Origin of the sequence: Humibacillus xanthopallidus, assembly GCF_006717145.1 — a bacterium.
GTDB classification, from domain to species: Bacteria; Actinomycetota; Actinomycetes; order Actinomycetales; family Dermatophilaceae; genus Humibacillus; species Humibacillus xanthopallidus.
This window is the reverse complement of sequence record NZ_VFQF01000002.1, coordinates 1,380,340-1,402,977: the sequence shown is the minus strand read 5'-3', so window position 1 is coordinate 1,402,977 and position 22,638 is coordinate 1,380,340. Positions and strand designations below refer to the sequence as shown.

Annotated in this window: 21 protein-coding genes; 11 read left to right on the top strand and 10 right to left on the bottom strand. The window is 70.4% G+C overall.

The window, feature by feature from the left end; translation table 11 throughout:
- Positions 1–5: 5 nt before the first annotated feature.
- Positions 6–677 (bottom strand): winged helix-turn-helix transcriptional regulator, encoded by a 672-nt coding sequence (locus tag FHX52_RS17170; protein ID WP_141823501.1) that lies wholly within the window; start codon positions 675–677, stop codon positions 6–8.
- A gap of 156 nt (positions 678–833) precedes the next feature.
- On the opposite strand from FHX52_RS17170, the gene FHX52_RS17165 reads away from it, so the two are divergent.
- On the top strand, positions 834–1,670 hold the full coding sequence (locus FHX52_RS17165; RefSeq protein WP_141823500.1) for a class I SAM-dependent methyltransferase: 837 nt from the start codon (positions 834–836) through the stop codon (positions 1,668–1,670).
- A 504-nt stretch (positions 1,671–2,174) separates the two neighbouring features.
- Here FHX52_RS17165 and FHX52_RS17160 read toward each other — a convergent pair.
- Genes FHX52_RS17160 through FHX52_RS17145 form a run of 4 tightly spaced genes read right to left on the bottom strand, consistent with a single transcriptional unit; the run spans position 2,175 to position 6,197 of the window.
- Complete coding sequence (locus FHX52_RS17160) at positions 2,175–2,993, bottom strand: ABC transporter permease (RefSeq protein WP_141823499.1); 819 nt, start codon at positions 2,991–2,993, stop codon at positions 2,175–2,177.
- Positions 2,994–3,018: 25 nt separating this feature from the next.
- On the bottom strand, positions 3,019–3,831 hold the full coding sequence (locus FHX52_RS17155; RefSeq protein ID WP_141823498.1) for an ABC transporter permease: 813 nt from the start codon (positions 3,829–3,831) through the stop codon (positions 3,019–3,021).
- A gap of 57 nt (positions 3,832–3,888) precedes the next feature.
- Complete coding sequence (locus FHX52_RS17150; protein ID WP_221630627.1) at positions 3,889–5,106, bottom strand: ABC transporter substrate-binding protein; 1,218 nt, start codon at positions 5,104–5,106, stop codon at positions 3,889–3,891.
- 11 nt (positions 5,107–5,117) lie between these two features.
- The gene (locus tag FHX52_RS17145) at positions 5,118–6,197 is read right to left on the bottom strand and encodes an ABC transporter ATP-binding protein (protein ID WP_141823497.1); all 1,080 of its coding nucleotides are present in this window, start codon (positions 6,195–6,197) and stop codon (positions 5,118–5,120) included.
- Between the two features lie 101 nt (positions 6,198–6,298).
- Here FHX52_RS17145 and FHX52_RS17140 point away from each other — a divergent pair, with 101 nt between their 5' ends.
- From FHX52_RS17140 to FHX52_RS17130, 3 genes are all read left to right on the top strand, one after another.
- A complete protein-coding gene (locus FHX52_RS17140) occupies positions 6,299–7,066 on the top strand; it encodes a FadR/GntR family transcriptional regulator (protein WP_141823496.1) in 768 nt (255 codons plus the stop codon).
- Entirely contained in the window at positions 7,063–7,794 is a 732-nt protein-coding gene (locus tag FHX52_RS17135) for a cache domain-containing protein (RefSeq protein WP_141823495.1), read from the top strand. The genes FHX52_RS17140 and FHX52_RS17135 overlap by 4 nt, the downstream gene beginning before the upstream one ends.
- A 338-nt stretch (positions 7,795–8,132) precedes the next feature.
- On the top strand, positions 8,133–9,023 hold the full coding sequence (locus FHX52_RS17130) for an alpha/beta fold hydrolase (protein WP_141823494.1): 891 nt from the start codon (positions 8,133–8,135) through the stop codon (positions 9,021–9,023).
- Between the two features lie 59 nt (positions 9,024–9,082).
- Here the strand turns inward: FHX52_RS17130 and FHX52_RS17125 are convergent, their stop codons facing one another.
- Both FHX52_RS17125 and FHX52_RS17120 read right to left on the bottom strand, forming a co-directional pair.
- Positions 9,083–10,252, bottom strand: a complete 1,170-nt coding sequence (locus FHX52_RS17125; RefSeq protein ID WP_141823493.1) for a fatty acid desaturase family protein — start codon at positions 10,250–10,252, stop codon at positions 9,083–9,085.
- A 91-nt stretch (positions 10,253–10,343) separates the two neighbouring features.
- Positions 10,344–11,486, bottom strand: a complete 1,143-nt coding sequence (locus tag FHX52_RS17120) for a ferredoxin reductase (RefSeq protein ID WP_141823492.1) — start codon at positions 11,484–11,486, stop codon at positions 10,344–10,346.
- Between the two features lie 86 nt (positions 11,487–11,572).
- Here FHX52_RS17120 and FHX52_RS17115 point away from each other — a divergent pair, with 86 nt between their 5' ends.
- From FHX52_RS17115 to FHX52_RS17095, 5 genes are all read left to right on the top strand, one after another.
- Positions 11,573–12,817, top strand: a complete 1,245-nt coding sequence (locus tag FHX52_RS17115; RefSeq protein WP_141823491.1) for a PucR-like N-terminal domain-containing protein — start codon at positions 11,573–11,575, stop codon at positions 12,815–12,817.
- Positions 12,818–12,898: 81 nt separating this feature from the next.
- Positions 12,899–13,927: a hypothetical protein gene (locus tag FHX52_RS17110; RefSeq protein WP_141823490.1), complete on the top strand. Its 1,029-nt coding sequence runs from the start codon at positions 12,899–12,901 to the stop codon at positions 13,925–13,927.
- 86 nt (positions 13,928–14,013) lie between these two features.
- Positions 14,014–14,367, top strand: a complete 354-nt coding sequence (locus FHX52_RS17105) for a DUF1294 domain-containing protein (RefSeq protein WP_246070075.1) — start codon at positions 14,014–14,016, stop codon at positions 14,365–14,367.
- 185 nt (positions 14,368–14,552) lie between these two features.
- A complete protein-coding gene (locus tag FHX52_RS17100) occupies positions 14,553–15,977 on the top strand; it encodes a hypothetical protein (RefSeq protein ID WP_141823489.1) in 1,425 nt (474 codons plus the stop codon).
- Positions 15,978–16,065: 88 nt separating this feature from the next.
- Positions 16,066–17,715 (top strand): Dyp-type peroxidase, encoded by a 1,650-nt coding sequence (locus FHX52_RS17095; RefSeq protein ID WP_141823488.1) that lies wholly within the window; start codon positions 16,066–16,068, stop codon positions 17,713–17,715.
- A 37-nt stretch (positions 17,716–17,752) separates the two neighbouring features.
- Here the strand turns inward: FHX52_RS17095 and FHX52_RS17090 are convergent, their stop codons facing one another.
- Both FHX52_RS17090 and FHX52_RS17085 read right to left on the bottom strand, forming a co-directional pair.
- On the bottom strand, positions 17,753–18,538 hold the full coding sequence (locus FHX52_RS17090; protein WP_141823487.1) for an SDR family NAD(P)-dependent oxidoreductase: 786 nt from the start codon (positions 18,536–18,538) through the stop codon (positions 17,753–17,755).
- A gap of 2 nt (positions 18,539–18,540) precedes the next feature.
- On the bottom strand, positions 18,541–19,341 hold the full coding sequence (locus FHX52_RS17085; RefSeq protein WP_141823486.1) for an alpha/beta hydrolase: 801 nt from the start codon (positions 19,339–19,341) through the stop codon (positions 18,541–18,543).
- A 234-nt stretch (positions 19,342–19,575) separates the two neighbouring features.
- On the opposite strand from FHX52_RS17085, the gene FHX52_RS24590 reads away from it, so the two are divergent.
- A complete protein-coding gene (locus FHX52_RS24590) occupies positions 19,576–20,550 on the top strand; it encodes a LysR family transcriptional regulator (RefSeq protein WP_141823485.1) in 975 nt (324 codons plus the stop codon).
- Between the two features lie 93 nt (positions 20,551–20,643).
- Complete coding sequence (locus FHX52_RS17075; RefSeq protein ID WP_141823484.1) at positions 20,644–20,985, top strand: Rieske (2Fe-2S) protein; 342 nt, start codon at positions 20,644–20,646, stop codon at positions 20,983–20,985.
- 74 nt (positions 20,986–21,059) lie between these two features.
- Here the strand turns inward: FHX52_RS17075 and FHX52_RS23955 are convergent, their stop codons facing one another.
- Positions 21,060–22,388: a fibronectin type III domain-containing protein gene (locus tag FHX52_RS23955; protein WP_246070073.1), complete on the bottom strand. Its 1,329-nt coding sequence runs from the start codon at positions 22,386–22,388 to the stop codon at positions 21,060–21,062.
- Positions 22,389–22,638: the final 250 nt, after the last annotated feature.

Here is a 22,638-nt window from a genome sequence, read left to right as displayed (position 1 = left end):
CCGGGTCAGGCCGTGGCTGCCACGAAGCGGGCGACCGGACTCAGCTGCAGCACCTCGTCGAGTCGGCGGGTGACCGCCGTGGGCCCCTGCACGGTGACGCGCCCCGCCCGCAGCGCGACGGGCAGGGGCACGCGGCCGAGCCACACGGCATACAACGACGCGACGTCGGAGGAGATCGTGAGGTCGACGGGGTAGCCCGGGTCGGCCATGCAGACCGACGGCACCCCGTGCTCCACCAGGATCCAGAAGCGGCGCGCGTCGTCCGCGAAGCGCACGTGCAGGACGTGGCGCTCCCCCTCGAGACCCGAGGTGTCGACGCGCGTGTGCATCCACCAGACGAGCAGCTGCGCGTCGAGCTGGTCGGGCTGCGGCTCGCCGAACATGAAGCGGGCGCCCCACTCGGCCATGCCGAAGACGATCTGCTCGAGGGCGCGGCCCGCGGGTGTGAGCACGTAGTGCTGTCCCGTCCGGGTGACCACGCCGGCTCGCTCGAGGTGCCGCAGCCGCTTCGTGAGGAGGCTGCGCGAGAGGCCAGGCAACCCGCGGGCGAGGTCGTTGAAGCGCGTCGTGCCCACGAGCAGGTCGCGCACGATGAGCAGCGTCCAGCGCTCGCCCACGACGTCGAGCGTGCGGGAGACGGGGCAGTACTGCCCTGCACCGGGATCGTGTCGGCCCATGTCAGCCTCCTGTCGGTCCACCCATTGTCGGTCTCGGATCTGGACCGCGTCAGTCCACTTTCAGGACTGGGGCGGGCGGCGGCGCGGGCGGATGCTGGTGCGACGGGCAGGCAGCGAGGGGCTGCCGACAGTCGCCCGGACCAGGGAGGAACCCGCATGACCACGTACACCCAGACCCCGCCGACGGCCGAGGACACGGCCCTCAAGGCGAAGCACGCCGCGATGTGGGCGCTCGGCGACTACGGGGCCGTCGCCCGGGAGGTCATCCCGGAGCTCGGCCACGTGCTCGTCGACGCCTGCGCCATCGGGCCGGGTCAGCACGTCCTCGATGTCGCTGCAGGCACCGGCAACGTCGCGATCCCCGCCGCGCAGGCCGGCGCCCAGGTCGTCGCGTGCGACCTCGCACCCGAGCTGCTCGAGGTCGGGCGCGGGCTCGCCCGTGCAGCCGGCGTCTCGCTCGACTGGCGCCGTGCCGACGCCGAGGCGCTGCCGTTCGACGACGCGTCGTTCGACGTCGTCACCTCCTGCGTCGGCGTCATGTTCGCCCCGCACCACCAGCCCGCCGCTGACGAGCTCGTGCGCGTGCTCCGCCCGGGCGGCCGCCTCGGGCTCGTGGCGTGGACTCCGGCCGGCTTCATCGGCCAGATGTTCGCCACCATGAAGCCGTATGCCGCACCCCCGCCTCCCGGGGCACAGCCCCCGCCGCTCTGGGGCGACGAGAGCCACACCCGTGAGCTGCTCGGTAGCCGGGTGGAGGACGTCACGACCGAGAAGCGCTCTCTGACAGTGCATTTCGACCGGCCCGAGCACTTCCGCGACTTCTTCAAGCGCACCTACGGTCCGACGATCGTCACCTACCGCGGCATCGCCGACGACCCCGTCAAGGTCGCCGCCCTCGACGCGGCGCTGACCGAGCTGGCCCGCGGCCACATGGACGCCACCGGCCGCATGGGCTGGGAGTACCTCCTCCTCACCGCGCGCCGCACCCACTGACGCAGCCCTCCCGCCCTTCCCGCGGTTCGAGGTGATCGCGCCACCGACGTGGGGCGCGGGATCACCTCCACCCAGCCGGACTGCATACCGGATCAAGGTGATCGCGCCACGCACGTGAGGCCCAGGATCACCTCCAATCCCAGGGGGGTGAGGGGCCGGACGTGCACCGGAGCCCGTATGCCGCCCTCCCGCGATTCGAGGTGATCCCGCCACCCACGCGGGGCGCGGGATCACCTCCACCCAGCCGGACCGCATACCGGATCGAGGTGATCGCGCCACGCACGTGAGGCCCAGCATCACCTCGAACCAGGGGGGTGAGGGGCTGGACGTGCACCGGAGCCCGTATGCCGCCCTCCCGCGATTCGAGGTGATCCCGCCACCCACGTAGGGCGCGGGATCACCTCCACCCAGCCGGACCGCATACCGGATCGAGGTGATCGCGGCCCCCACGTGAGGCCCAGCATCACCTCGAACCAGGGGTTGGGCGGGTCCGGGAGGCCGGGGTCAGAGGCGGCTCTCGGCGGCGTCGGCCCCTGCGAGACGTTGAGCGAGCCACACCGGCACGATCGACACGATGATGAGCACGACAGCCACGACGTTGACGACGGGCGCCTGGTTGGGCCGGAAGAGGTTGTTGAAGATCCAGATCGGCAGCGTCTGGCTGTCGGGACCGGCGGTGAAGGTCGTCACGACGATCTCGTCGAAGCTGAGCGCGAAGGCGAGCAGCGCGCCGGCCAGCAAACTCGACCGCAGGAGCGGGAAGGTGACGCGGCGGAACGTCGTGAACGGCCTGGCCCCGAGGTCGGCCGACGCCTGCTCGAGCGAACCACCCATGCGACGCAGCCGCGCCGTCACGTTGTTGAAGACGAGGACGATGCAGAAGGTCGCATGGCCGACGATGATCGTGAAGAGACCGGCCCCGATGCCGAAGACGGGCGTCAGGAGATTCTGGATCACCGACTGCAGCGCGATACCGGTGACGATGCCGGGCAGGGCGATCGGCAGGACGACGAGGATCGAGATCGCGTGCTTGCCGAAGAAGTCGTAGCGGCTGAGCGCGAGGGCGAGCAGCGTGCCGAGCACGAGCGCGATGGCGGTCGCGCCGAGGCCGGCCTTGACCGAGACGAGCAGCGCGTCGCGCGGACCCTGCGCCTGCAGGGCGAGGCTCCACCACTGCGTCGTGAAGCCCGGCGGCGGCCAGCCGAACGTGCGGTCGCTGTTGAAGGAGTTGAGCGTGACGACGAGGATCGGCACGTAGATGAAGGCGAGCACGACTGTGGCAAAGGCGGTCAGCGCGATCTTGGCGCCGCGTCCGAGTCTCATCGCCGCCTCCGGCCGGTTGTCGGGGTCACAGGTTTTCGAGCGCGCCCGTGCGCCGCACGGCGAGCAGGTAGAGGACCATGATGAGCACCGACGCCGTGCCGAGGGCCGCTGCGAACGGCAGGTCGAGGGTGATGTTCTGCAGCACGGCCGTGCCGAGCACCTGGAGCTTGCCGCCGACGATCTGCACCGCGATGTAGTCGCCCAGCGACAGCGAGAAGGTGAAGACCGAGCCTGCCGCGATCGCGGGCAGCAGCGACGGCACGACCACGCGACGGAAGGTCGCGAGGGGACGCGCTCCGAGGTCGGCACTCGCCTCGAGGTGGGTCTCGGGTAGCCGTTCGAAGGCGGCATAGACCGGCAGCACCATGTAGGGCAGCCAGAGGTAGGTCAGCGTCAATACGAGCGCACTGAAGCCGTATCCCGGCGTCGCGCCGAACGTGCTGTCGAGCACGCCGTCGGGCTGCACCATCGTGCGCCACGCATAGGCCTTGACGAGGTAGCTCGCCCACAGCGGCACGAGCACCGCGGCGAGGAGCAGCCCCCGCAGCCGTCGCGGCGCCACCCGCGCCATGAAGAACGCGAACGGCACCGCGATCGCGATGCAGAGCAGCGTGACGAGCGCCGCGATGAGCAGCGTCCGCCCGATGATGCCGAGGTAGGTCGTCGAGAAGAGCTCCTTGAAGTTCTCCAGCGTGAAGCTGCGCACGACCTCGTTGGTGAACGGGTCCGTCGTCCAGAACGCCGTCGCGAAGATGACCGCCAGAGCACCGAGGTAGGCGACGACGAGCCACAGCAGTGGTGGGCCGAGCAGGGCAGCAAGCCCTCTGCGTCGTCTCATGTGTCGCCTCCCTCGGTGATCTGGTCAGTCGTTTCAGTCGCCGTCAGCCCGGCCGGGTCAGCTGTTGCGGATCTCGGTCCAGGCCTTGGTCCACGTGGCGTAGTCGGTGCACTTGACGTCTGTGCGACCGTCGAGACACGTGGAGATCGGGGTGTTCCAGTAGCGCACCTTGGAGAAGTACGCCTCGTCCTCGGCGTGGAAGATCGTGCAGTGGTTCTTGTCGGCGGTCTCGGCGCACGCCTTCTTGTTGGCCGGGGCCTCACCGAAGTACTCGGCGATCTGGGCGTTGACCTTCGGAGAGACGATGTGGTCGATGAACTTGTAGGCACAGGTCTTGTGCTGCGACTTGGCGCCGACCATCCACGTGTCCGACCAGCCGGTGGCGCCCTCCTTGGGCAGCACGGCCTCGACGGGCGCCTTCTCGCCCTGGGCGACGTTGGCGATGACCTGCCACGTCGTGCCGATCGTCGAGGACCCGCTCTTGAAGGCCTGGACCTCCTTGAGGTAGTCCGACCAGTACTCGCTGATGTTGGCCTTCTGCGCCTTGAGCAGGTCGACGGCCGCAGCAAGCTGGGTCTCGTCGAGGGCGTAGGGGTCCTTGATGCCGAGCTCCGGCTTGGCCGACATGAGGTAGAGCGCGGCGTCGGCGATGTAGATCGGTGAGTCGTAGGCCGTCACCTTGCCCGCCTGCGCTCCCGCCTTGTCGAAGACAGCGGCCCACGAGTCCGGGGCCGGCTTCACGAGGTCGGTGCGGTACATCAGCAGGTTGGCCCCACGACCGTGCGGTATGCCGTAGGCGACGCCGTTCACGGAGTTCCACGGCTTCATCTTCAGCGAGTCGAAGATGTCGGGGTAGTTCGTGATGAGCGAGGTGTTCACCGGCTCGACGTCGCCCGCGGCGATGAGGCGCAGGGTCGCGTCACCCGAGGCCGAGATGGTGTCGTACTGGCCCGTGCGCATGAGCTGCACGGCCTCGTCCGAGGTGCCGAAGGTCTTGACGTTGACCTTGCAGCCCGACGACTTCTCGAAGTCGCTCACCCAGTCGACCTTGGGGTCGTTGCTGCCGTCCTCGACGTAGCCCGGCCACGCGAGGACGTTGACCTCGCCCTCCGGCGTGCCCAGCTTGTCGATGGCCTTGAGGTTCGGCACCTGCATCCCCCCGGGCGCGGCGCTGGCCCCGGTGGAGCCGGAGTCGGCCGAGCTGCCGCAGCCGGCGAGGGCCAGCATGGCCACGGCGGCAGCCGCGCCGAGGCCCTTGATCTTTGACGAACGCACGCCAGTCTCCTTCATCTGCTTGCTGATTCGGGCACGTCGATGACGTGCTCCGGGTTCCACTGGATCCGGACACGCTCACCACGACGCAGGTGGGCTGCGGCCTGGCTTGCTCCGGTGTTCTGCTCGAGGGCGGTGAGTCGCGCGCCGGCGTCGAGTGCGACGACGTAGCGCGTGACGGGGCCGCCGTAGACGACCTCCTCGAGCACCGCCTCGGCCCCCATGAGCCCATCGCCCCGCTGCGTGTCCCCCGCGGGAGCGATGAGGAGCTTCTCCGGGCGGATCGCGAACGATCCCTCCCGGCCGATGACGGCTCGCGCGGCGTCGCCGGCGAGCAGGTTGGACGTGCCGACGAAGCCGGCGACGAAGGCGGAGGCGGGGCTCTCGTAGACCTCGCGCGCGGTGCCGACCTGCTCGATGCGGCCGGCGTGGAACACGGCGACGCGGTCAGAGAGGGTCAGCGCCTCCTCCTGGTCGTGCGTGACGAAGAGGAAGGTGATGCCGACGTCGCGCTGGATGCCCTTGAGCTCGACCTGCATCTGCTCGCGCAGCTTGAGGTCGAGGGCTCCGAGGGGCTCGTCGAGGAGCAGCACCGTGGGCCGGTTGACGAGGGCGCGGGCGAGGGCCACACGCTGGCGCTGGCCGCCCGAGAGCTGCGAGGGCTTGCGCTTGCCGTGGTCGCCGAGCCGCACCTGCTCGAGGGCCTCGGCGACGCGGGTGCGACGCTCGGGGCGGCTCACCTTCTTGACGAGCAGGCCGTACTCGACGTTCTCGGCGACCGACATGTGGGGGAAGAGGGCGTAGTCCTGGAAGACCGTGTTGACGTCGCGGTCGAACGCCTGCTTCTTCGTGACGTCGGCGCCGGCGAGCTCGATGTGGCCCGAGGTCGGCTCCTCGAAGCCGGCGATCATGCGCAGCACCGTCGTCTTGCCGGAGCCGGACGGTCCGAGCATCGAGAAGAACTCCCCCGAGCGCACGTCGAGGTCGACGTCGTCGACGGCCACCACGGGGGGCGTGCCGGCGAACTCCTTGCGCAGCGACGTGAGCCTGATGGCCGGGGTGCCCGACCCTGCCGGCCCTGTCCGCTCTGCCATGGTTCTCCTCGACGACGTGCGATCTCTTACCTCTGGACGCAAAAGGTATGGGTCCATATGTTTAAGCGCAAGGGATTCGTCGAAACTGATGCGGAGGCTCCATGGCGGACCGGTCGTTGCCCCTCGGGCCGTATGCCGCCGTGTTCGCCCCGCTGCCCGTCGAGGGCCGCGCGGAGACCGTCCGGCGCCGGCTCGGCGAGGCCATCATGCTCGGCCTGCTGCCCGACGGGAGCATGCTCCCGCCCGAGAGCGACCTCGCCGACCGCTTCGGTGTCGCGACCGTCACCGTGCGGGAGGCCCTGGGCGGCCTGCGCGACGACGACCTCATCGTCACGCGCCGGGGACGCGGTGGCGGGTCGTTCGTCAAGGCTCCGAGGGACGGTGGCCGGGCCGCCCTGCTCTCCCGGCTCTCACGCGTCGGCCTCGGCGAGCTGCGCGACCTCGCCGACCACTACTGCGCCATCAGCGGGCACTGCGCGGCCCTCGCTGCCGGCCGCGCCGACCCCGACGACGTCGCGAGGCTGCGACGGCTCGCGACCGCGCGACCGGCGCTCGAGGACCCGAGCGGCATACCGCGGCACGAGGGCACCTTCCACCTCGAGCTCGCCGCGACGGCGCAGTCGGCGCGCCTGACCCGCGAGGAGATGGTGCTCCAGCGTGAGATCGGGCCCGTCCTCTGGCTCGCCGACGCGGAGGCCGGCGAGGGATGGGGGGCGCTGCGGCAGGCCGACCCGCACGGCGCGATCGTCGAGGCCGTGTCCCTCGGCGAACCCGTGACGGCGCGGGCCCGCGCGGAGGATCATGTGCGAGAGCTCTTCGACGCGGTCAAGTCCCTGCACCGCGTCGCCCGATCGCGGAGGCGCCGATGACGACCACGACGACGGCGACCGACGTGGCCGGCTGGGTCGCGGACTTCGGCGCGCGGCTCTTCGAGCAGCTGGAAGAGCTCGGAGCGCGCCTCGCCGAGAACCTCTCCGGCGACGCTCCCCGCCGCGCCGACCTCGACATCGAGGAGCGGTGCCGCGCCCTCCTCGCCGACCCGACGACGCCGATCGCGGGCGCCGGCGCGGTCATGGCACCCGGCGTCCTCGCCGACGCCGCCTACTGGCTCGAGTGGTGGACCGTCGAGTCCCGCGGCGGAGCGGCGACGATCGCCAAGCTGGCCGCAGAGACCGACCCGCGGGCCGTGGGCTTCCGCGACTACACCGAGCTGCCTTGGTACACAAAGCCGTTCGAGACCGGCGGCCGACACGTGACCGGGCCCTACGTCGACTACCTCTGCACCGACCAGTACACGCTGACCTTCACCCAACCGCTCGTCGCGAGGGGGACGTTCGCGGGGGTCGTGGGCCTCGACGTGCTCGTGGCGTGGTTCGAGGAGCACCTGCTCGACGTCATGGAGGGTGTCGAGCGGGGCTGCGTCCTCGTCAACGCCGCCGGCCGCGTCGTCACCTCGTCGGACCCGGCCTGGGTCACGGGCGACCTCGTGCGCGACCTCCCCCTCGAGGCGTGGCGCGCCGGCGCTGCCGACGCCTCACCGGACTGGCGAGCGACACCGTGCGACACCCTGCCGTTCGTCGTCCTGACGCCGCGCTGAGCGCGCGCCCACGGCATACGCCCGATGGCAGGGCCGGCACGGCGGCCGTGCACAACCACGAGGGCCGTATGCCGTCTGGCCGGGTCCGGACGTGAGGAGAGGCGCCACTCGCTCGGGGGTCCGAGTGGCGCCTCTTCACCCCCTCCATCGTGCGGGCGGACGGAGTCGTTACAGCTCGTGACAAAGAACTTTCAGCAGCCTGTCGTCGTGACTGCCACAGCGCCTCGACACCGCGAGGGAGGCGGGCGCGTGGTGAAGGACACGGACGGAACGAGGGGGCGCACCGCCGCCGTGGGGATAGCCTCGAAAGAGGAGCCCAACCGACCCGAGGAGGCGTCGTGACGCCGCTGACTCCCCACGTGATCTCGCTGCGGGGCCATTCGCTGTCGTATGTGGAGAGCGGCGACGGCGATGCCGTGCTCTTCGTGCACGGCCTGCTCGGCTCGCACACGAACTGGGCGCACCTCATCCACCGGCTCGATGACCGCAACCGGGTCATCGTGCCGGACCTCTTCGGCCACGGCGCCTCCGCGAACCCGGCAGGCGACTACTCGCTCGGGGCGCACGCCGCCACCCTGCGCGACCTCCTCGACCGCCTCGGCATCGAGCGCGTGACCCTCGTCGGGCACTCCCTCGGCGGCGGGATCTCGCTCGAGTTCTGCTACCTCTTCCCGGAGCGCGTCGAGCGCCTCGTGCTCGTCGGCAGCGGCGGCCTCGGCCCCGAGGTCATCCCGGCGCTGCGGGCGGCCACCCTGCCCGGGGCGGAGTGGGTCCTGCCCGCGCTCGCGTCAGGGTGGGTCCGCGGCAAGGTCGAGACCGTCGGCAGGACCCTGGCGAAGGCGGGCTGGCGGGCGAGCAACGACATGCGCGCCGTGTGGGAGGGGTTTGCCCGGTTGAGCGACGCCGACAGCCGGCGAGCCTTCCTGGCCACGACGCGGGCCGTCATCGACGCGCGGGGCCAGAGCATCACCGCCCACGACTACCTCCCCGACCTCGTCGACATCCCGGTCCTCGTCGTCTGGGGCACCAACGACATGGTCATCCCGGTCTCGCACGCCGCGCGGGCCCAAGAGTCCATCCCGGGCTGCCGGGTCGAGATCTTCGAGGGCGCGGGGCACTACCCCCACCTCGACGACCCGGAGCGCTTCGCCGATCTCATCCGCGACTTCATCCGGACCTCAGGGCCCAGCGAGGGTCACGGCCACGAGGTCACCGAGTCGGCGAGCTGACGTGCCGAGGGGGCGCCTCCGTCGGAGACACCCCCTCGCGGAGTCGAGCGCGGAGCAGGTCAGGCGGCAGCGCGCGACCCGGCCTCGCTCCGCGGCGTCACAGGCAGCAGCGGCAGCACCTTGGCCCGCGCCTTGCGGCCGAAGTCGTTGGGCAGCGAGAGCCGGATGACCTTCTTCCACGCCGAGGCCACCTGTCGCGGAAGCGAACCCGTCGTGTAGGTGAGGCCGTACTTCGCGAAGAGCGCCTGCACCTGCGGGGCGATCTCCTGGTAGCGGTTGCTCGGCAGGTCGGGGAAGAGGTGGTGCTCGATCTGGAAGCTGAGGTTGCCGGTCATGAAGTGCATGGCCTTGCTGCCGCTGATGTTGGCCGAGCCGAGCATCTGGCGCAGGTACCACTCACCGCGGGTCTCCCCCACGATCGACTTGCGCTCGAAGGTCTCGACGCCCTCGGGGAAGTGGCCGCACATGATGACCGAGTGGGTCCAGATGTTGCGGACGAGGTTGGCGGTCGCGTTGGCGGCGATCGTGTTGAGGAAGGACGGGCCCGACAGCAGCGGGTGGATGACGTAGTCCTTCGTCACCTGGTTGCGGATCTTCTTCAGGGTGACCTTGGCGCGGGCCCGGAACTCCGGGTTGTTGCGCCGCTCCTTGGTGGCGAGGTTCTTGCCGAGCTCGAGGTCGTAGGCCGCGATGCCGTACTCGAAGAAGCAGGCGTTGACGAAGTTCCAGAGCGGCTGGGCGGTGTAGAACGGCACCCACCGCTGGTCCTCGTCGACGCGCATGATGCCGTAGCCGAGGTCGTTGTCCTTGCCGATGACGTTCGTGTAGGTGTGGTGCAGCTCGTTGTGCGAGTGCTTCCACTGCTCGGAGGGGCTCGCGTTGTCCCACTCCCACGTCGTCGAGTGGATCTTGGGGTCACGCATCCAGTCCCACTGGCCGTGCATGACGTTGTGACCGATCTCCATGTTCTCGATGATCTTGGCGACCGCGAGGCCGGCCGTGCCGACGACCCAGGCGGGCGGGAACATCGAGATGAGCAGGATGGCGCGGCTGCCGAGCTCGAGCTTGCGCTGGGCGTCGATGACCTTGCGGATGTATGCCGCGTCGTCGGCGCCGCGGGTGTCGATCACCGACTGCCGGATGGCGTCGAGCTCGACACCGAGCTGCTCGATGTCCTCGGGCGTCAGGTGGCCGATGGGGTTGTGGGCCTTCTTCTGCAGGACGGTCATGGGGTTCCTCACGTCGTGGTGGAGCGGGTGTCCGCGAGCGGTCGCGGGGTCACGGGGTCTCGATGGTTCGGTCTGGGGGTGGAGTGGGCCGTCAGTGGTCGATGACGCAGGGGCCGGCGGCGGCGGAGATGCACGTCTGGATCGGCACGCCGCTGCCCTCGGTCTCGCCGGGGGTGGCCGTCGTGACGGCGCCGGTGCGCAGGTCGCGCACGGCGCCCTCCTTGAGCGGCAGGACGCAGCCGAAGCAGATGCCCATCCGGCACCCGGACGGCATCAGCACACCGGCCGCCTCGGCGGCGTCGAGGATGGGAGTCGCGCCGTCGGCGTCGACCGTCGTGACCGAGCCGGAGCCAGATCCGGTGAAGTCGACGGTGCCGCCCTCGCCGACGACGAGCGTCGTGACGCGGAACTGCTCGGTGAGCAGGTCGAGCCCGCGGGCGTCGTGGTGGGCCTGGAGCGCGTCGAGCAGGCCGCCGGGACCGCAGGCGAGAGTGGCGCGCTCGTGCAGGTCCGGCACGAGGGTCTCGAGGTCGGCGACGTCGAGCACGCCGTGCTCGTCGTCGTAGCGGGCGACGAGGCGGATCAGCCCGGCGTCGTCGAGCGCGCGAAGATTGGCGATGAAGATCGAGTCGGGCTCGCTCGGTGCGACGTGCACGACGACGATGTCGTATGCCGTCGCGCGGGCGAGGCGCACGACGCCGCCGTCAGCGACGGGGAAGAGGTTGCGCAGCATCCCGATGACGGGAGTGACGCCGGAGCCGGCGGTGACGAAGAGGAACTTGCCTCCGTCGGTGGGCAGCACGAACTCGCCCTGGGCCTGCTCGAGGTGCACGAGCGTGCCGGGGCGCGACTCGCGCACGAGGTGGGTGCTGACGAGGCCGCCGGGCACCGCCTTGACGGTGATGGAGATGTTGCCGTCGGGGCGCGGGCCGTGGGTGAGCGAGTAGGCCCGCCACTGGCGGATGCCGTCGACGTCGACCCCGATGCGGACGTACTGCCCGGGCACGTGACCAGCCCAGTCGGCGCCCGGTCGGATGACGATCGTGGCGGCGTCGGCCGTCTCGGGGTGGACCTCGACGATGCGCCCGCGCAGGTCGGCGCCCGGACGCAGCGGGTCGAAGAGGTCGAGGTAGTCGGCCGGCAGCAGCGGCGTGGTCGCACGCTCGGCGAGCCTGACCAGTCGTCGGCGCAGCGACGGTCGGTCCGGTCGGGTGGAGGGTGCGGTCAGGCTCATGTCTTCAGCATGACTGACAGGCAAGGGTAATATCCTGACCGCCAAGCGTGAAGCTTCCGGGAACTCTTGTGCGGAGGGAACAGTCCATGGCTGCGAAGGTGACCAGCGCCACAGTTCGGGGGGCCGCGGCCCTCCAGATGGACGACGCGGTGCTCCGCGTCCTGCGTGAACGACTCCCCGCCATCGCGACGACGACGATGGCGGCCGTCGTCGACGAGGTCCCCGACTACGCAGGCGCGCTCGGAGGTGCTGCCGGCGACACCATCGAGAAGGCAGTGCAGATGGCGATCGCCGGCTTCCTCAAGCTCGCGGGCGGTGGTCGCGACGTCGACCCCAGCACACCGCTCGGCCCGACGCGCGAGGGCGCTTATGCGCTCGGAAGGGGGGAGGCGCGGGGCGGACGTTCGATGGACAGCCTGCTCGCGGCATACCGCGTCGGGGCCCGGGTGTCGTGGCGCGAGCTCGCCCGGACGGCCGCGGAGGCGGGCATGCCGGCGACGACGATGGCGAAGTTCGCCGAGCTCCTCTTCGCCTACATCGACGAGCTGTCTGCGGCGAGCGTCGCCGGCCACACCGACGAGCTGACGACGAGCGGGCGGGTCCGCGACCGCTACCGCGAGCGCCTCGGCCAGCAGCTGCTCGCCGGGGCCGGCGCAGACGTGCTGACCGCTGCCGCAGCGCGGGCCGAGTGGCCTCCCCCGACCTCGCTCACCGCGGTGCTGCTGCCCGCGGCCGAGGCCCGACGCGCGCTCGCGCCGCTCAGCGCCGACACCCTCGTCGTGGGCGAGGACCTCCAGGGAATCGAGGACGTCGATCCCGACCACCCGCTCACGCTCCTGCTCGTCCCCGACGCGGACGGGCCGGGGCGACGCCACCTGCTGCGCGCGCTCTCGGGTCGCCATGCCGTATGCGGTCCGCCCCGTCCGTGGATCGACGCGCGGTCGTCCTTCGACCGGGCCGCGCGCGCCCTCGCGCTCCACCGGGCGCCGCGTGGCGGTGAGCCCGTCGACAGCGAGCGCCACCTGGCCGACCTCGTCCTGACGGCCGACCCCGACGCGTTGGCCGATCTGCGCGGCCAGGTGCTCGAGCCGCTCGCGGACCTGCAGCCGGCAACCCGCGACCGGCTCGCCGAGACCCTGCTGTCGTGGCTGCTCCACCAAGGGCGCCGCGACGAGGTGGCGGCCGAGCTGCACGTGCACGCACAGACGGTCCGCTACCGGATGGGGCAGGTGCGCGAGCTCTTCGGTGACAGCCTCGCCGACCCCGCGGTCGTGCGTGAGCTCGTCATCGCCCTGTCGGCTCCTGGGACGGGGCTGTCGAGTCGGCGGTGAGAGGATGCGCGCGGGCCACGGGCTGCGCGAGAGTGGTCGGTTGTCGTCTGCCCGCGACGGGTCGTGGCTACGCTGCGAGGCATGGCCATCGAGATGACCGAACACCGGATCACCGCCCGCGTGCCGGAGCTAACGAACCCCACGAACGTCATCGAGGTGCCGCTCAGCATCCGGGTCGACCCGCTCACCGGGCACACCTCCCGCATCGTCTCGGGCACCAAGCTGTCACCGACGGAGCGCCCCGACCTCACCGACCTCACGGCCGACCCGCCGTTCTGCCCGTTCTGCGCCGGCACGATCGAGCGCGCCACGGGCACCTTCCCGGCAGAGGTCGCGCCGGAGGGCCGGATCCGGCGCGGCAACGCCGTCGTCGTGCCGAATGTCCTTGCGTACTCGGAGTTCTCGTCGGTCGGCCTCTATGACACAACCCGGCACTTCCTCGACCTGCCGGACCTCACACCCGCTCGGGTCGGCGACCTGCTCGGCGCCTTGGTGGAGTATACCGGCGCCCTGCACCGCATCCGCCCGATGTGGTCGTCGATCAACGCGAACTACCTTCCCCCGAGCGGGAGCTCGCTCATCCACCCGCACGCCCAGTCGGCCCACGACGACGTCGGCACGACGCTGCAGCGACTGCTCGTCGAGCGGTCGGCGGCCTGGCGCGACGGCTCGTCGGGCGAGGGGTCGTTCTGGGACGAGCTGGTGGCGCAGGAGCAGGGTGGCCCCCGTTGGGTGGGCCGGATCGGCCGCGTCTCGTTCCTCACGCCTTTCGCCCCGATCGGCTTCCACGAGGTGTGGGCGGTTGTGGACGGCTCCCGCGACGTCGACCGGCTGACCGACGCCGACTGCGCCGACCTCGGCAAGGGGATGTCGCGGGTCTTCGGCACCTACCGGGACCTGTCTCTCACGTCCTTCAACTGGGCGCTCTACGGCGGCGGGCCGGCTCCGTCCGACCGCTGGTCGACCCTGCTGCGGATCGTCAGCCGGAGCAACGCCGAGCCCATGTATCGCAGCGACGTGACCTACTTCGAGAAGTTGCACGCCGAGGCGATGATCGACCTCGCTCCCGAGGACCTCGCCGGCACCCTGCGCCCGCACTTCGGCGGCTGAACGTGGCTGACCGGGTGACTGGCAAGGTGGCTGGCAGGGTCTCGACACGTCGACGCGGGGGCTCCCGCCGCGGGCTGGCGCGAGGAGTGCCCGGGGCGCTGGGGGTGGCGGCGCTGTTCTTCGCCCTCCTCGGCGCTCTCGTGCTGCTCGGCAAGGTCTCCGTCATCGTCGTCGCCGCCTACGGCCTGCTCAGCGCCGTTGCGTTCCTCCTCTACCGAGGCGACAAGTCCGCTGCGACCCAAGGACGTCGGCGCACGCCGGAGTCCACCCTGCACACCGTCGACGTCGTCGGCGGATGGCCCGGTGCGCTCGTCGCCCGACGGGTCTTCCGGCACAAGACGGTGAAGCAGCCGTTCCGCAGCATCTTCTGGGTGACGGTCGTCGCCAACTGCCTCGCACTGGCCGCCATCGTGTGGGCGGGGCCGTTCCTGCTCACCTGAGGTTGGGTGGGGGCAGATATCGGCGATTTCAGGACGACTTGCGTAGTTCGTGCCAACCTGAAAGGGCACGCGAGGACCACCGACGTCAGGTGAAACCGGCTCGCCTCGCTCGAACGGATGCTTGAGCACGCTCTGTGCGTCAGAGCCGACAGGTCGACATCAGCGACAGCAGAAGGAATCCGAGCATGCTCCCTCAATTCGACCCTCCCGGCTTCCTGAGCGACTTCAACGCACAGATGCTGCAGCAGTGGAGTACGGCGGTCTCCGGATGGATTGACGGCAACATCGCGATCGTCCAGGCAGAGCTCGCACCGGGCGACCAGCCGCAGTTCTACAACGAGTCCAGGACCGAGACGCCGGGCGAGCCGCTCGACCAGGTGATCGGCTGGAGCGGCTTCCCCGGAACCTTCCGGGATCGGTGGGGGCGACAGATGGCTCTCGACCTGGCCGACAACCTCATGCCGCTCACCCAGCGCATGGACGGCCCCGGCTCTTACTTCGTCGGGGAGCTCTGGGGCAACATCTTCTACCGACCGCAGGACGAGTACTGCGAGTGGCGCGTCACCCGCGACGACCAGGGCCGCATCACCCGCGTCACGTTCACGTCCGAGCCGCCGGAGTACTGGCAGGCCCTGCACGGCGACACCCTCCCGGACATGTCAGGCACCCCCAGGTACCCGTTCGCGGGCGACAAGCAGCTGCTGCTGGAGCTCTATCGGGAGTACGTCGACCCGCAGGTGCAGCTTGCCGACCTCGAGTGCCAGCAGGACCTCGTCGACCACTCGGACCCGGCGAACCCGCAGGTGATCTACCCCAAGGGCAGCTACAACCCGTACAACCGATGGAACACCACAGGCGGGATCATGCACCTCACCCACCCCGCCAACAGCCTCTCGGCCGAGATCAACCTCGGCGCCCTGGCGAGCGTGCAGCGGACGGCAAACGGCAGGACCGTCATCGACCCCGAGGCGCTGATCAGCGGGGCCGCCTACGGCGGCCTCAACCGGTGCAGCGACCCAACGATCGGCTCGACCGTGAACGAGCTGGCCGCGCTGGGTGCGTTCGTGACGCTGCGCAACCCCGTCGGGCTGGCCATGCACCACCTGAGCCTCGAGGGGTTCCGGACGCCCGGCGGCGAGCCTGTCGACAGCAGCTTCTTCACCGTCCTGCGCGGGCAGCCCGAGCAGGGGCTCATCGAGCACGCCGTTTTCGCAGTCCCGGCCGGGGAGGGCTACACGGTCAGCGACCTGACCATCGGTGGGATCCCCATCACGCACGGCGGACAGATCGCCGAGCACATCGTCGTCAACATCGTCGGCAGGGCCGCCGGGCTCGGGCACTTCGCGAACACCCCGGTGGCATGCGCCGCCTCCAGCTACCAGGACGACTGGCAGGGCAACTGGCTCACCTACGCCCAGGCGGGCGAGGCACCCTCGCCGGTGAGCCGGCCGGCATTCGCCTACCCTCCGGCGACTCCGGGCACGGCGGCGCCCCCGGTCGCACCGGCGCCCAACACGGTCCGAAGCCTCGACGAGCTGGCTGCGAGGGCCACGCCGAAGCCTCCGTCACTGCTCGCCGGCACCCACCGGCACCTCACCCGCAACGCCTGACCCGGTCCCCGCTGAACCGAATCCGCTGAACCGATCCCCGTGAACCGATCCGAACCGAACTCCTAGCCGAACCGAGAGGACGTCCGACATGGTGAACATGCTGTCGGCCATGGATGCGAGCGCGAGCGCGACCGGTCAGGCCCCGCCGGAGCCGGTCTTCGACGTGGACGAGATCCAAGGGAACGTCCTGCCCGGATTCATGAAGCCGCGCATGGCCGTGATCGCTCTCGAGTTCGGCGACCTCGCCTCTGCCCGCAGGTGGTTGGGGGAGCTCGTCCCTCGCGTGACCACCATGTCCCAGACGATGGCGTCGCGGCTCAAGGTCCGCCAGGAGCGTCTGGCCCGTGGCGTCTCTGCCGGGTCGACCGAGGCGGCCCAGACCCTGGACGACGCCTGGCTCAACGTCTCGCTCAGCTACACATCCATCGCAAACCTCCGTGGTGGCGGCGATGCGTCGAAGTTCGAGGACGAGGCGTTCCGAACGGGTCTTGCCGACCGGTCGAGCCTCCTCGGTGACCCCACCGACCCCTCGGCCGAGGGCAACCCGGCCAACTGGCTCTTCGGTGGGCCGGGGAAGGCGGCTGACGCCCTCGTCGTCCTCGGCGCCGACCGGCAGCGCACGCTGCAGCGGCTCTTCGACGAGGTCGTGGAGGAGGCGCTCGCTGCGCACCTGTCCGTGCTCTACGGCGAGGTCGGCGGCAAGCTGGACAAGCTCGGACACGAGCACTTCGGCTTCCAGGACGGCGTGTCGCAACCAGGCGTCCGGGGCCTGCTCCCGGGTGAGCCCCCCTCCTACCTCACACCGCGCACCGTCGATCCGTCGGCCGTGCCCGAGACGTGGCTCTACGGCCTGCCGGGGCAGTATCTCGTCTGGCCGGGCGCCTTCGTCTTCGGCTATCCCACGCCGGGCGCCGACCCACTCCTCGCCGCCCCCGCGGCCATCCCCGGCCCCGCCTGGGCCAAGAACGGTTCGTATGCCGTCTACCGCCGCCTGCGCCAAGACGTCGCCGGCTTCCGGGCCTTCGCCGAGGAGCAGGCGGCGAGCCTGCAGGACCAGGGTCTGGCAGGGATGACAGGCGACCTGCTCCAGACGCACGTGGTCGGCCGGTGGCCGAGCGGCGCGCCCCTGTCCCGCACCCCGGACGCCGACGACCCTGACCTCGGCGCAGACCCGTTGTGCAACAACCACTTCGAGTTCGCCGCCGACACGCCCCTGCTGCCCCTCACCGGAGGGCACGACGACCCCTACCCCAGGGCCAAGGCCGATCCGGTGGGTCTCACCTGCCCGCTGGCGGCCCACATCCGCAAGGTCAACACGCGCGATGTCGGCAACGACCAAGGCGGGAGGAGGGCCAGCTTCCAGCGACGCTTGTTGCGTCGTGGTCTTCCCTACGGGCCGCCCTTCCCCAAGACGGGTCCGGACCCAGCACACGGCGACCGAGGCCTGATGTTCCTGTCGTACCAGGCCTCGATCGTCGACCAGTTCGAGTTCCTCAACACGACGTGGATGGGAGATCCGGTCGCCCCTCGCAGTCCGAGTGGGCACGACCTGCTCGTCGGTCAGAACGGCGAGCCCGGCGCCGAGCGCCAGCGCACCTGCGTCATCGTCAAGCCAACCGTGATCGGCACCGTCGTCGCCGAGCAGGACGTCGTCATTCCGACCGGCGGTGGTTACTTCTTCACACCCTCGATCTCCGCGCTGCGTGATGTGCTCGCGGCAACCCCAGCCAGCGACTGACCGGGTTGCAGCCAGCCCGCAGTACACCAGCGCGAGCTCAGGTCGTGGGGATGAGCCCCCCGTCGATCGTGACGTCGGCCCCGGTGATGTTGCCGGCGATGTCACTGGCGAGGAAGGCGACCAGGTTGGCGACCTCGTCCGGGTGCGTGAAGCGTCCGGTCACGGAGTCCCGCGCGGCGGCGGCAGCGACGGCGGCGGGATCGGTGCCCTCCCGCGCGGCCACGGCGGCAGCGACACCGGCGCTCCCGAGCCACAGGTCGGTGCTGACCGGCCCGGGGCTGACGGTGTTGACCCGTATGCCGTGTGGTCCGAGCTCCTTGGAGAGCGACTTGCAGAAGCTGCGCAGTGCTGCCTTGGCGGCGCTGTAGTCGATGACCGACGGGTCGGCGAGGATCGCGTTGACCGAGCTCGTCGAGATGATGGCGCCCCTGCCGCGGGCGAGCATCATCGGAAGCGCGGCACGGGTCGTGCGCACCGCGGCCATGAGGTTGAGCGTGTACGACGCGGTCCACTGCGCGTCCGTCACGGCCATGAACCCGTCCAGTCGCGGCGTGACCGCTCCCACGTTGTTGACGAGGATGTCGAGCCGCCCGCGTCCGGCGGCCGCATCGACGAGGTGCGCGGCGCCGTCCGGCTCGCTGAGGTCGGCTGCGACGTAGGTGACCGTGCCCGACCTGCTCAGCGCGTCGAGCTCGGCGGAGGCGTCGCGAGCGCCCGCCACCACCGTCACACCCTCGTCGGCGAGCACCCGGGTGATCGCGAGACCGATGCCCCTGCTCGCACCGGTGACGATGGCGACTCGCCCGGCGAGACCGAGGTCCATGGTCAGAGCCCGTGCTCGCCGAGCCAGCCGAGCACGGCGCCGGCGACCTCGCTCCATCCGCTGTCGATGGTCAGCGAGTGCCCACGACCCTCGAACTGGCGCAGCTCGGTGACCGCGGTGGACGTGCGGTACTGCTTGAGGGTGGACCGGGTGACGACGTCGGGCACCGTGTGGTCCTCGAGGCCGGAGATGAGCAGGAGCGGGCCGCGCGTGCTGTTCTTCGTGTCGACGGCAGCCTCGGAGTGCATCGAGAAGTTGGCGGCAGCCGCCTGGAAGAGCGGCTTCGCAGGAGACGGGATGGTCCACTTCTCGTACAGCGCGTCCGACTCCTCCTGGGTGATGGCGTTGCCGAAGCCGTAGCGAAACTCCTTGGAGGTCAATGAGATTGCCTTGTTCCGGTTGGCGGGGTTACCCAGGGCCGGCAGGCCTGCGCGGAGCTGCGCGAGCGGCAGCGGCAGGACCCCCTTGATCTGGGCGGGGTCGATGGCCACGGCTGCGGCGCCCTTGCCCTGGCCGAGCAGCTTCTCGGCAATGAGCCCACCGAACGAGTGCCCGACGAGGATCGGCGCGTCAGGCAGCTCCTCGATGACCGCGGCGTAGTGGTTCGTGACGTCGTCGATCCCCAGGCCGGCGACGTCGTCAGCCTGCTGCCTCGCCAGCTCGACGGTCTCACCCTCCCGGGGCCATCCGGGCGCGATCGGGGCATAGCCCGCCTCACGGAAGGCCTCGAGCCACGGACCCCAGCTCGAGGAGTGGAGCCAGAGGCCGTGGATGAAGACGACGGGACGCTGTGCTGCAGTCATGGCGAGCCTTTCGACGAGGGGCTCGACCGGCCCCTGACCCTCGAGGCCGACCGGGGTGTCGCACGCGGCGACGACCTCAAGGCTGACCTGACCGGCCGACCGGTGTCCAAGACCCGTTTCGCCGCAATCGATAACCACCAGGCCTCCTCATGAGGCGGTCCGCTCAGTACGGTGGGGCCAACAAGGCTCGCGGAGGGCTGGTGCCCGTCCGGTGCCTCACACCACGGAGGGCCGATGGAGCTGGACCTGCGCTTGGTGCGCTACTTCGTGGCGGTCGCCGACGAGCTTCACTTCGGCAGGGCCGCCGCGAGGCTGTACGTGAGCCAGCCGGCCCTGTCGAAGCAGATCCGCAAGCTCGAGGACCAGCTCGGTGAGACGCTCCTCGTCCGCGACAGCCGGCACGTCACCCTGACCGCGCGGGGCCAGCACTTCCTCGAGCACGCCAGGCGCCTGCTCGCCCTCGCCGACACGATGTCGCAGCCGACCCGTCAGGAGGGCGTGAGCATCGCCCACGTCTTCGAGCTGTCGACGAGCCGGCTCGTCGCCGACGCGTTCAGCCGGGCAGAGCCCGACATCGAGCTGCGCGAGCACGCCATGGACAGCATCACCCAGCTCAACGCGCTCATGCAGGGACGCCTCGACGTCGCCATCCTCCGGGTCACCCCGCGCATGAGCATCGCGCACCCGAGCGGGTGGCGACACCGTTTGCTCCGCCTGGAGCCCCTGGTCCTTGTGGGGACCGACGCCGGCGACGGCGCATCGACGGCTTCGTTCCACGAGCGACCGCTCAGCGTCTTCGCCGACCCACCCGACTCCGGCAGCTACAACGCCCACGGGCAGTACCTCACCGCCCTGGAGCAGCGTGTCGGTCTCACCATGCGATGGCTGGGCACTCCCGGCGCCTTCAGCCACTGCGTGGCGCACGTGCGGCGGGCCCCCACCTCCCACCGCTACCTCGAGTTCCTCAGCTACGCAGAGAAGTACGTCGACGTCGGGCTGCCGATGTTCTGGCCCACGGAGATCCAGCCCTACTACCCGTGGTCCCTGGCATGGCGCAGCGACGACGTCGCTGGCACAACGACCAGGCTCATCGAGGCCGCCGTCGGACTGGCCGACGAGCTGGGCTGGCTGACGCTGGGAGGGGGCGCGCCGCATACCCCCGCGTGGATGCCCGACGACGAGCCCGCGTGGCGCGACGTCGCGCGGTGACGGCATACGGCCGGCGGAGCAGCTCACCCGTCCGGGACCGCACGGCTGTGCCACCATGAGAGAGGACAGGGACCACTGCGCAAGGAGCACGCCATGAGCTCTACCCGGATTCCCGCGTCCGACGTCCCGCCCGGATCAGTCACCGGATCAGGTGACTATGCCGTCGGCAACAACGGCGAGTACTTCGCCGTCGGTCGCAAGTGCCGTCACCTTCGAGCGGACCTCGCCGGAGGCAGCATCGACGCGAACGGCTGCCTCGTGTGCCCGTGGCACCAGGCGGCATACGACGTGAAGACCGGCCAGATGACCCGGGGACCTCAGGGCGCCTTCGCCAAGATCCCCGGGCTTGACGCCTTCTATCTCGCCCTCACCAAGCGTTGGCCGCTGCGCCGGGGCACAGTCACCACCGACGGAGACGACCTCCAGATCGACTGACCCGCAAAGGGATTCGCGTGTCGGTCAAGCAACGCCCCGGTCAGGCCGTGACCTGACCGGGCGTTGACCTGGCATCACCTGGTTCCCGTGACCGACGTCGTCATCGAGCTCGCCGGGCAGTAGGAGCGCAGGTTCCCCGAGCTGCCGGCTGACGTGTAGGGGCTCGCGACTGTCAGCGTTCCCTTCCACGAGGTGACCGACCAGATGTTCGACGTGAGCGCCGCCCTCTTCACGGTGAGGTTGAGCCGGACCGTGTTCTTGACGTCCACGGTGCCGTTAAGACCCTGACAGTGCGAGATGTGCACCGTCGTCGAACCCTTGTAGGTGCCGTTCGAGGGGCTCAGGGTCACGGTGAAGGGGTGCGAGGCGAAGACGCCGGAGACCACGGCGGGGCAGGGCCCGACCGTGCACTTGGAGGCGAAGTCCCAGGTCCAGCTGAACGTCTGTCCCTTCGCGGCGGACCCGCCGAGAGTGACGCTGCCCGAGACCTTGGTGACCTTGCCGTCCACCGGCCACGAGCCGTCCAGGTGGGCGCTCGCGACGGGCGGCGTGGCCGTTGCCACCGAGAGCGCCGGTGACGGCTCGGACCTCAGGCCGTCCTTCACGGTGATCACGGTGTAGGAGTAGCGGGTGGCCGGGGTGAGGCCGGTGTCCGTGTACGACAGCGTCGCACCCGAGACGGTGGCGACCTCGGTGTCGCCCCTCAGCACGACGTAACCGTCAGACGCTGGGCCCGACGTGGGCCCAGACCACTGGAGGGTGATCGTGCTCGTCGTCGTCTTTGCGATCTTGAGCCCGGTCGGCGACGCCGGGAGGGTCTGCGCGAAGAGCTCGGCAGAAGGCTCCGAGCGGTTGGCGCCCGTGACCGCTACCACGACGTAGCCGTAGGCGGTGGCGGGAGTGAGGCCGCTGTCCTCATAGGTCGGCTGCGCGCCGGGGACGGTCGCCACCTCGACGCCGTCACGGGTGATGACGTACTGCTCCGGTGCGAAGCCCCGCGCGGGAGGCGACCAGCTGATCGTCAGGGCGGTCGCGCGGCTCCAGGTCACCGTCAGCCCTTCGGGCGTCGCCGGGAGGGTGCGGACCGCGACCTCGGCGGACGGCGCGGAACGCTTGCTCCCCGACGCTCCGATGACGACGTAGCGGTACGACGTGTCCGGGATGACCGTGCTGTCGACGAAGCTCGTGACGTTCGCCGCCACCGAGCCCACCTGGGTCCCGTTGCGCTGGATGAGGTAGCTGTCGACGCTCGGGCCCGATGTCGACGGGCTCCATCGGAGCTGGACAGAGGTTGCGGTGACCGTCTGACCCGTGGGTGCCCCTGGGGCCGAGGGGACCCAGTTGCGCCACACCATCCAACCGACCAGGGCCAGCACGACCGCGAGTCCGGCGGCAAGGGCCACGAACCACCACCGGCGCCGGTGCGTGGACCGTCCCGGAGGACTCGGCGGGACCGCCGGCGAGAAGGTGGCTGTCGTGCCACCCGTGGTCGGGATGGGGACCGTGGGATCTGACGGCGAGGCCGAGGCTGCCCGCCCCGCTACCCCGGAGCTGTCCGGACCCCGAGGCTCGGCATCGGAGCCCGGAGGGAAGATCGTCGGCGTTGTCATGGCGCACCTCCTGCGGTGGGCCGCTCTGCACGGCTCGGGAGGG

Bases quoted from the DNA above. Each gene is read 5' to 3' on its own strand.
- FHX52_RS17140 (WP_141823496.1), top strand. From the start codon at position 6,299: ATGGCGGACCGGTCGTTGCCCCTCGGGCCGTATGCCGCCGTGTTCGCC.
- FHX52_RS17120 (WP_141823492.1), bottom strand. From the start codon at position 11,486: ATGAGCCTGACCGCACCCTCCACCCGACCGGACCGACCGTCGCTGCGC.
- FHX52_RS17155 (WP_141823498.1), bottom strand. From the start codon at position 3,831: ATGAGACGACGCAGAGGGCTTGCTGCCCTGCTCGGCCCACCACTGCTG.
- FHX52_RS17095 (WP_141823488.1), top strand. From the start codon at position 16,066: ATGGTGAACATGCTGTCGGCCATGGATGCGAGCGCGAGCGCGACCGGT.
- FHX52_RS17115 (WP_141823491.1), top strand. From the start codon at position 11,573: ATGGCTGCGAAGGTGACCAGCGCCACAGTTCGGGGGGCCGCGGCCCTC.
- FHX52_RS17100 (WP_141823489.1), top strand. From the start codon at position 14,553: ATGCTCCCTCAATTCGACCCTCCCGGCTTCCTGAGCGACTTCAACGCA.
- FHX52_RS24590 (WP_141823485.1), top strand. From the start codon at position 19,576: ATGGAGCTGGACCTGCGCTTGGTGCGCTACTTCGTGGCGGTCGCCGAC.
- FHX52_RS17090 (WP_141823487.1), bottom strand. From the start codon at position 18,538: ATGGACCTCGGTCTCGCCGGGCGAGTCGCCATCGTCACCGGTGCGAGC.
- FHX52_RS17145 (WP_141823497.1), bottom strand. From the start codon at position 6,197: ATGGCAGAGCGGACAGGGCCGGCAGGGTCGGGCACCCCGGCCATCAGG.
- FHX52_RS17110 (WP_141823490.1), top strand. From the start codon at position 12,899: ATGGCCATCGAGATGACCGAACACCGGATCACCGCCCGCGTGCCGGAG.
- FHX52_RS17170 (WP_141823501.1), bottom strand. From the start codon at position 677: ATGGGCCGACACGATCCCGGTGCAGGGCAGTACTGCCCCGTCTCCCGC.
- FHX52_RS17135 (WP_141823495.1), top strand. From the start codon at position 7,063: ATGACGACCACGACGACGGCGACCGACGTGGCCGGCTGGGTCGCGGAC.
- FHX52_RS17085 (WP_141823486.1), bottom strand. From the start codon at position 19,341: ATGACTGCAGCACAGCGTCCCGTCGTCTTCATCCACGGCCTCTGGCTC.
- FHX52_RS17160 (WP_141823499.1), bottom strand. From the start codon at position 2,993: ATGAGACTCGGACGCGGCGCCAAGATCGCGCTGACCGCCTTTGCCACA.
- FHX52_RS17075 (WP_141823484.1), top strand. From the start codon at position 20,644: ATGAGCTCTACCCGGATTCCCGCGTCCGACGTCCCGCCCGGATCAGTC.
- FHX52_RS17165 (WP_141823500.1), top strand. From the start codon at position 834: ATGACCACGTACACCCAGACCCCGCCGACGGCCGAGGACACGGCCCTC.
- FHX52_RS17125 (WP_141823493.1), bottom strand. From the start codon at position 10,252: ATGACCGTCCTGCAGAAGAAGGCCCACAACCCCATCGGCCACCTGACG.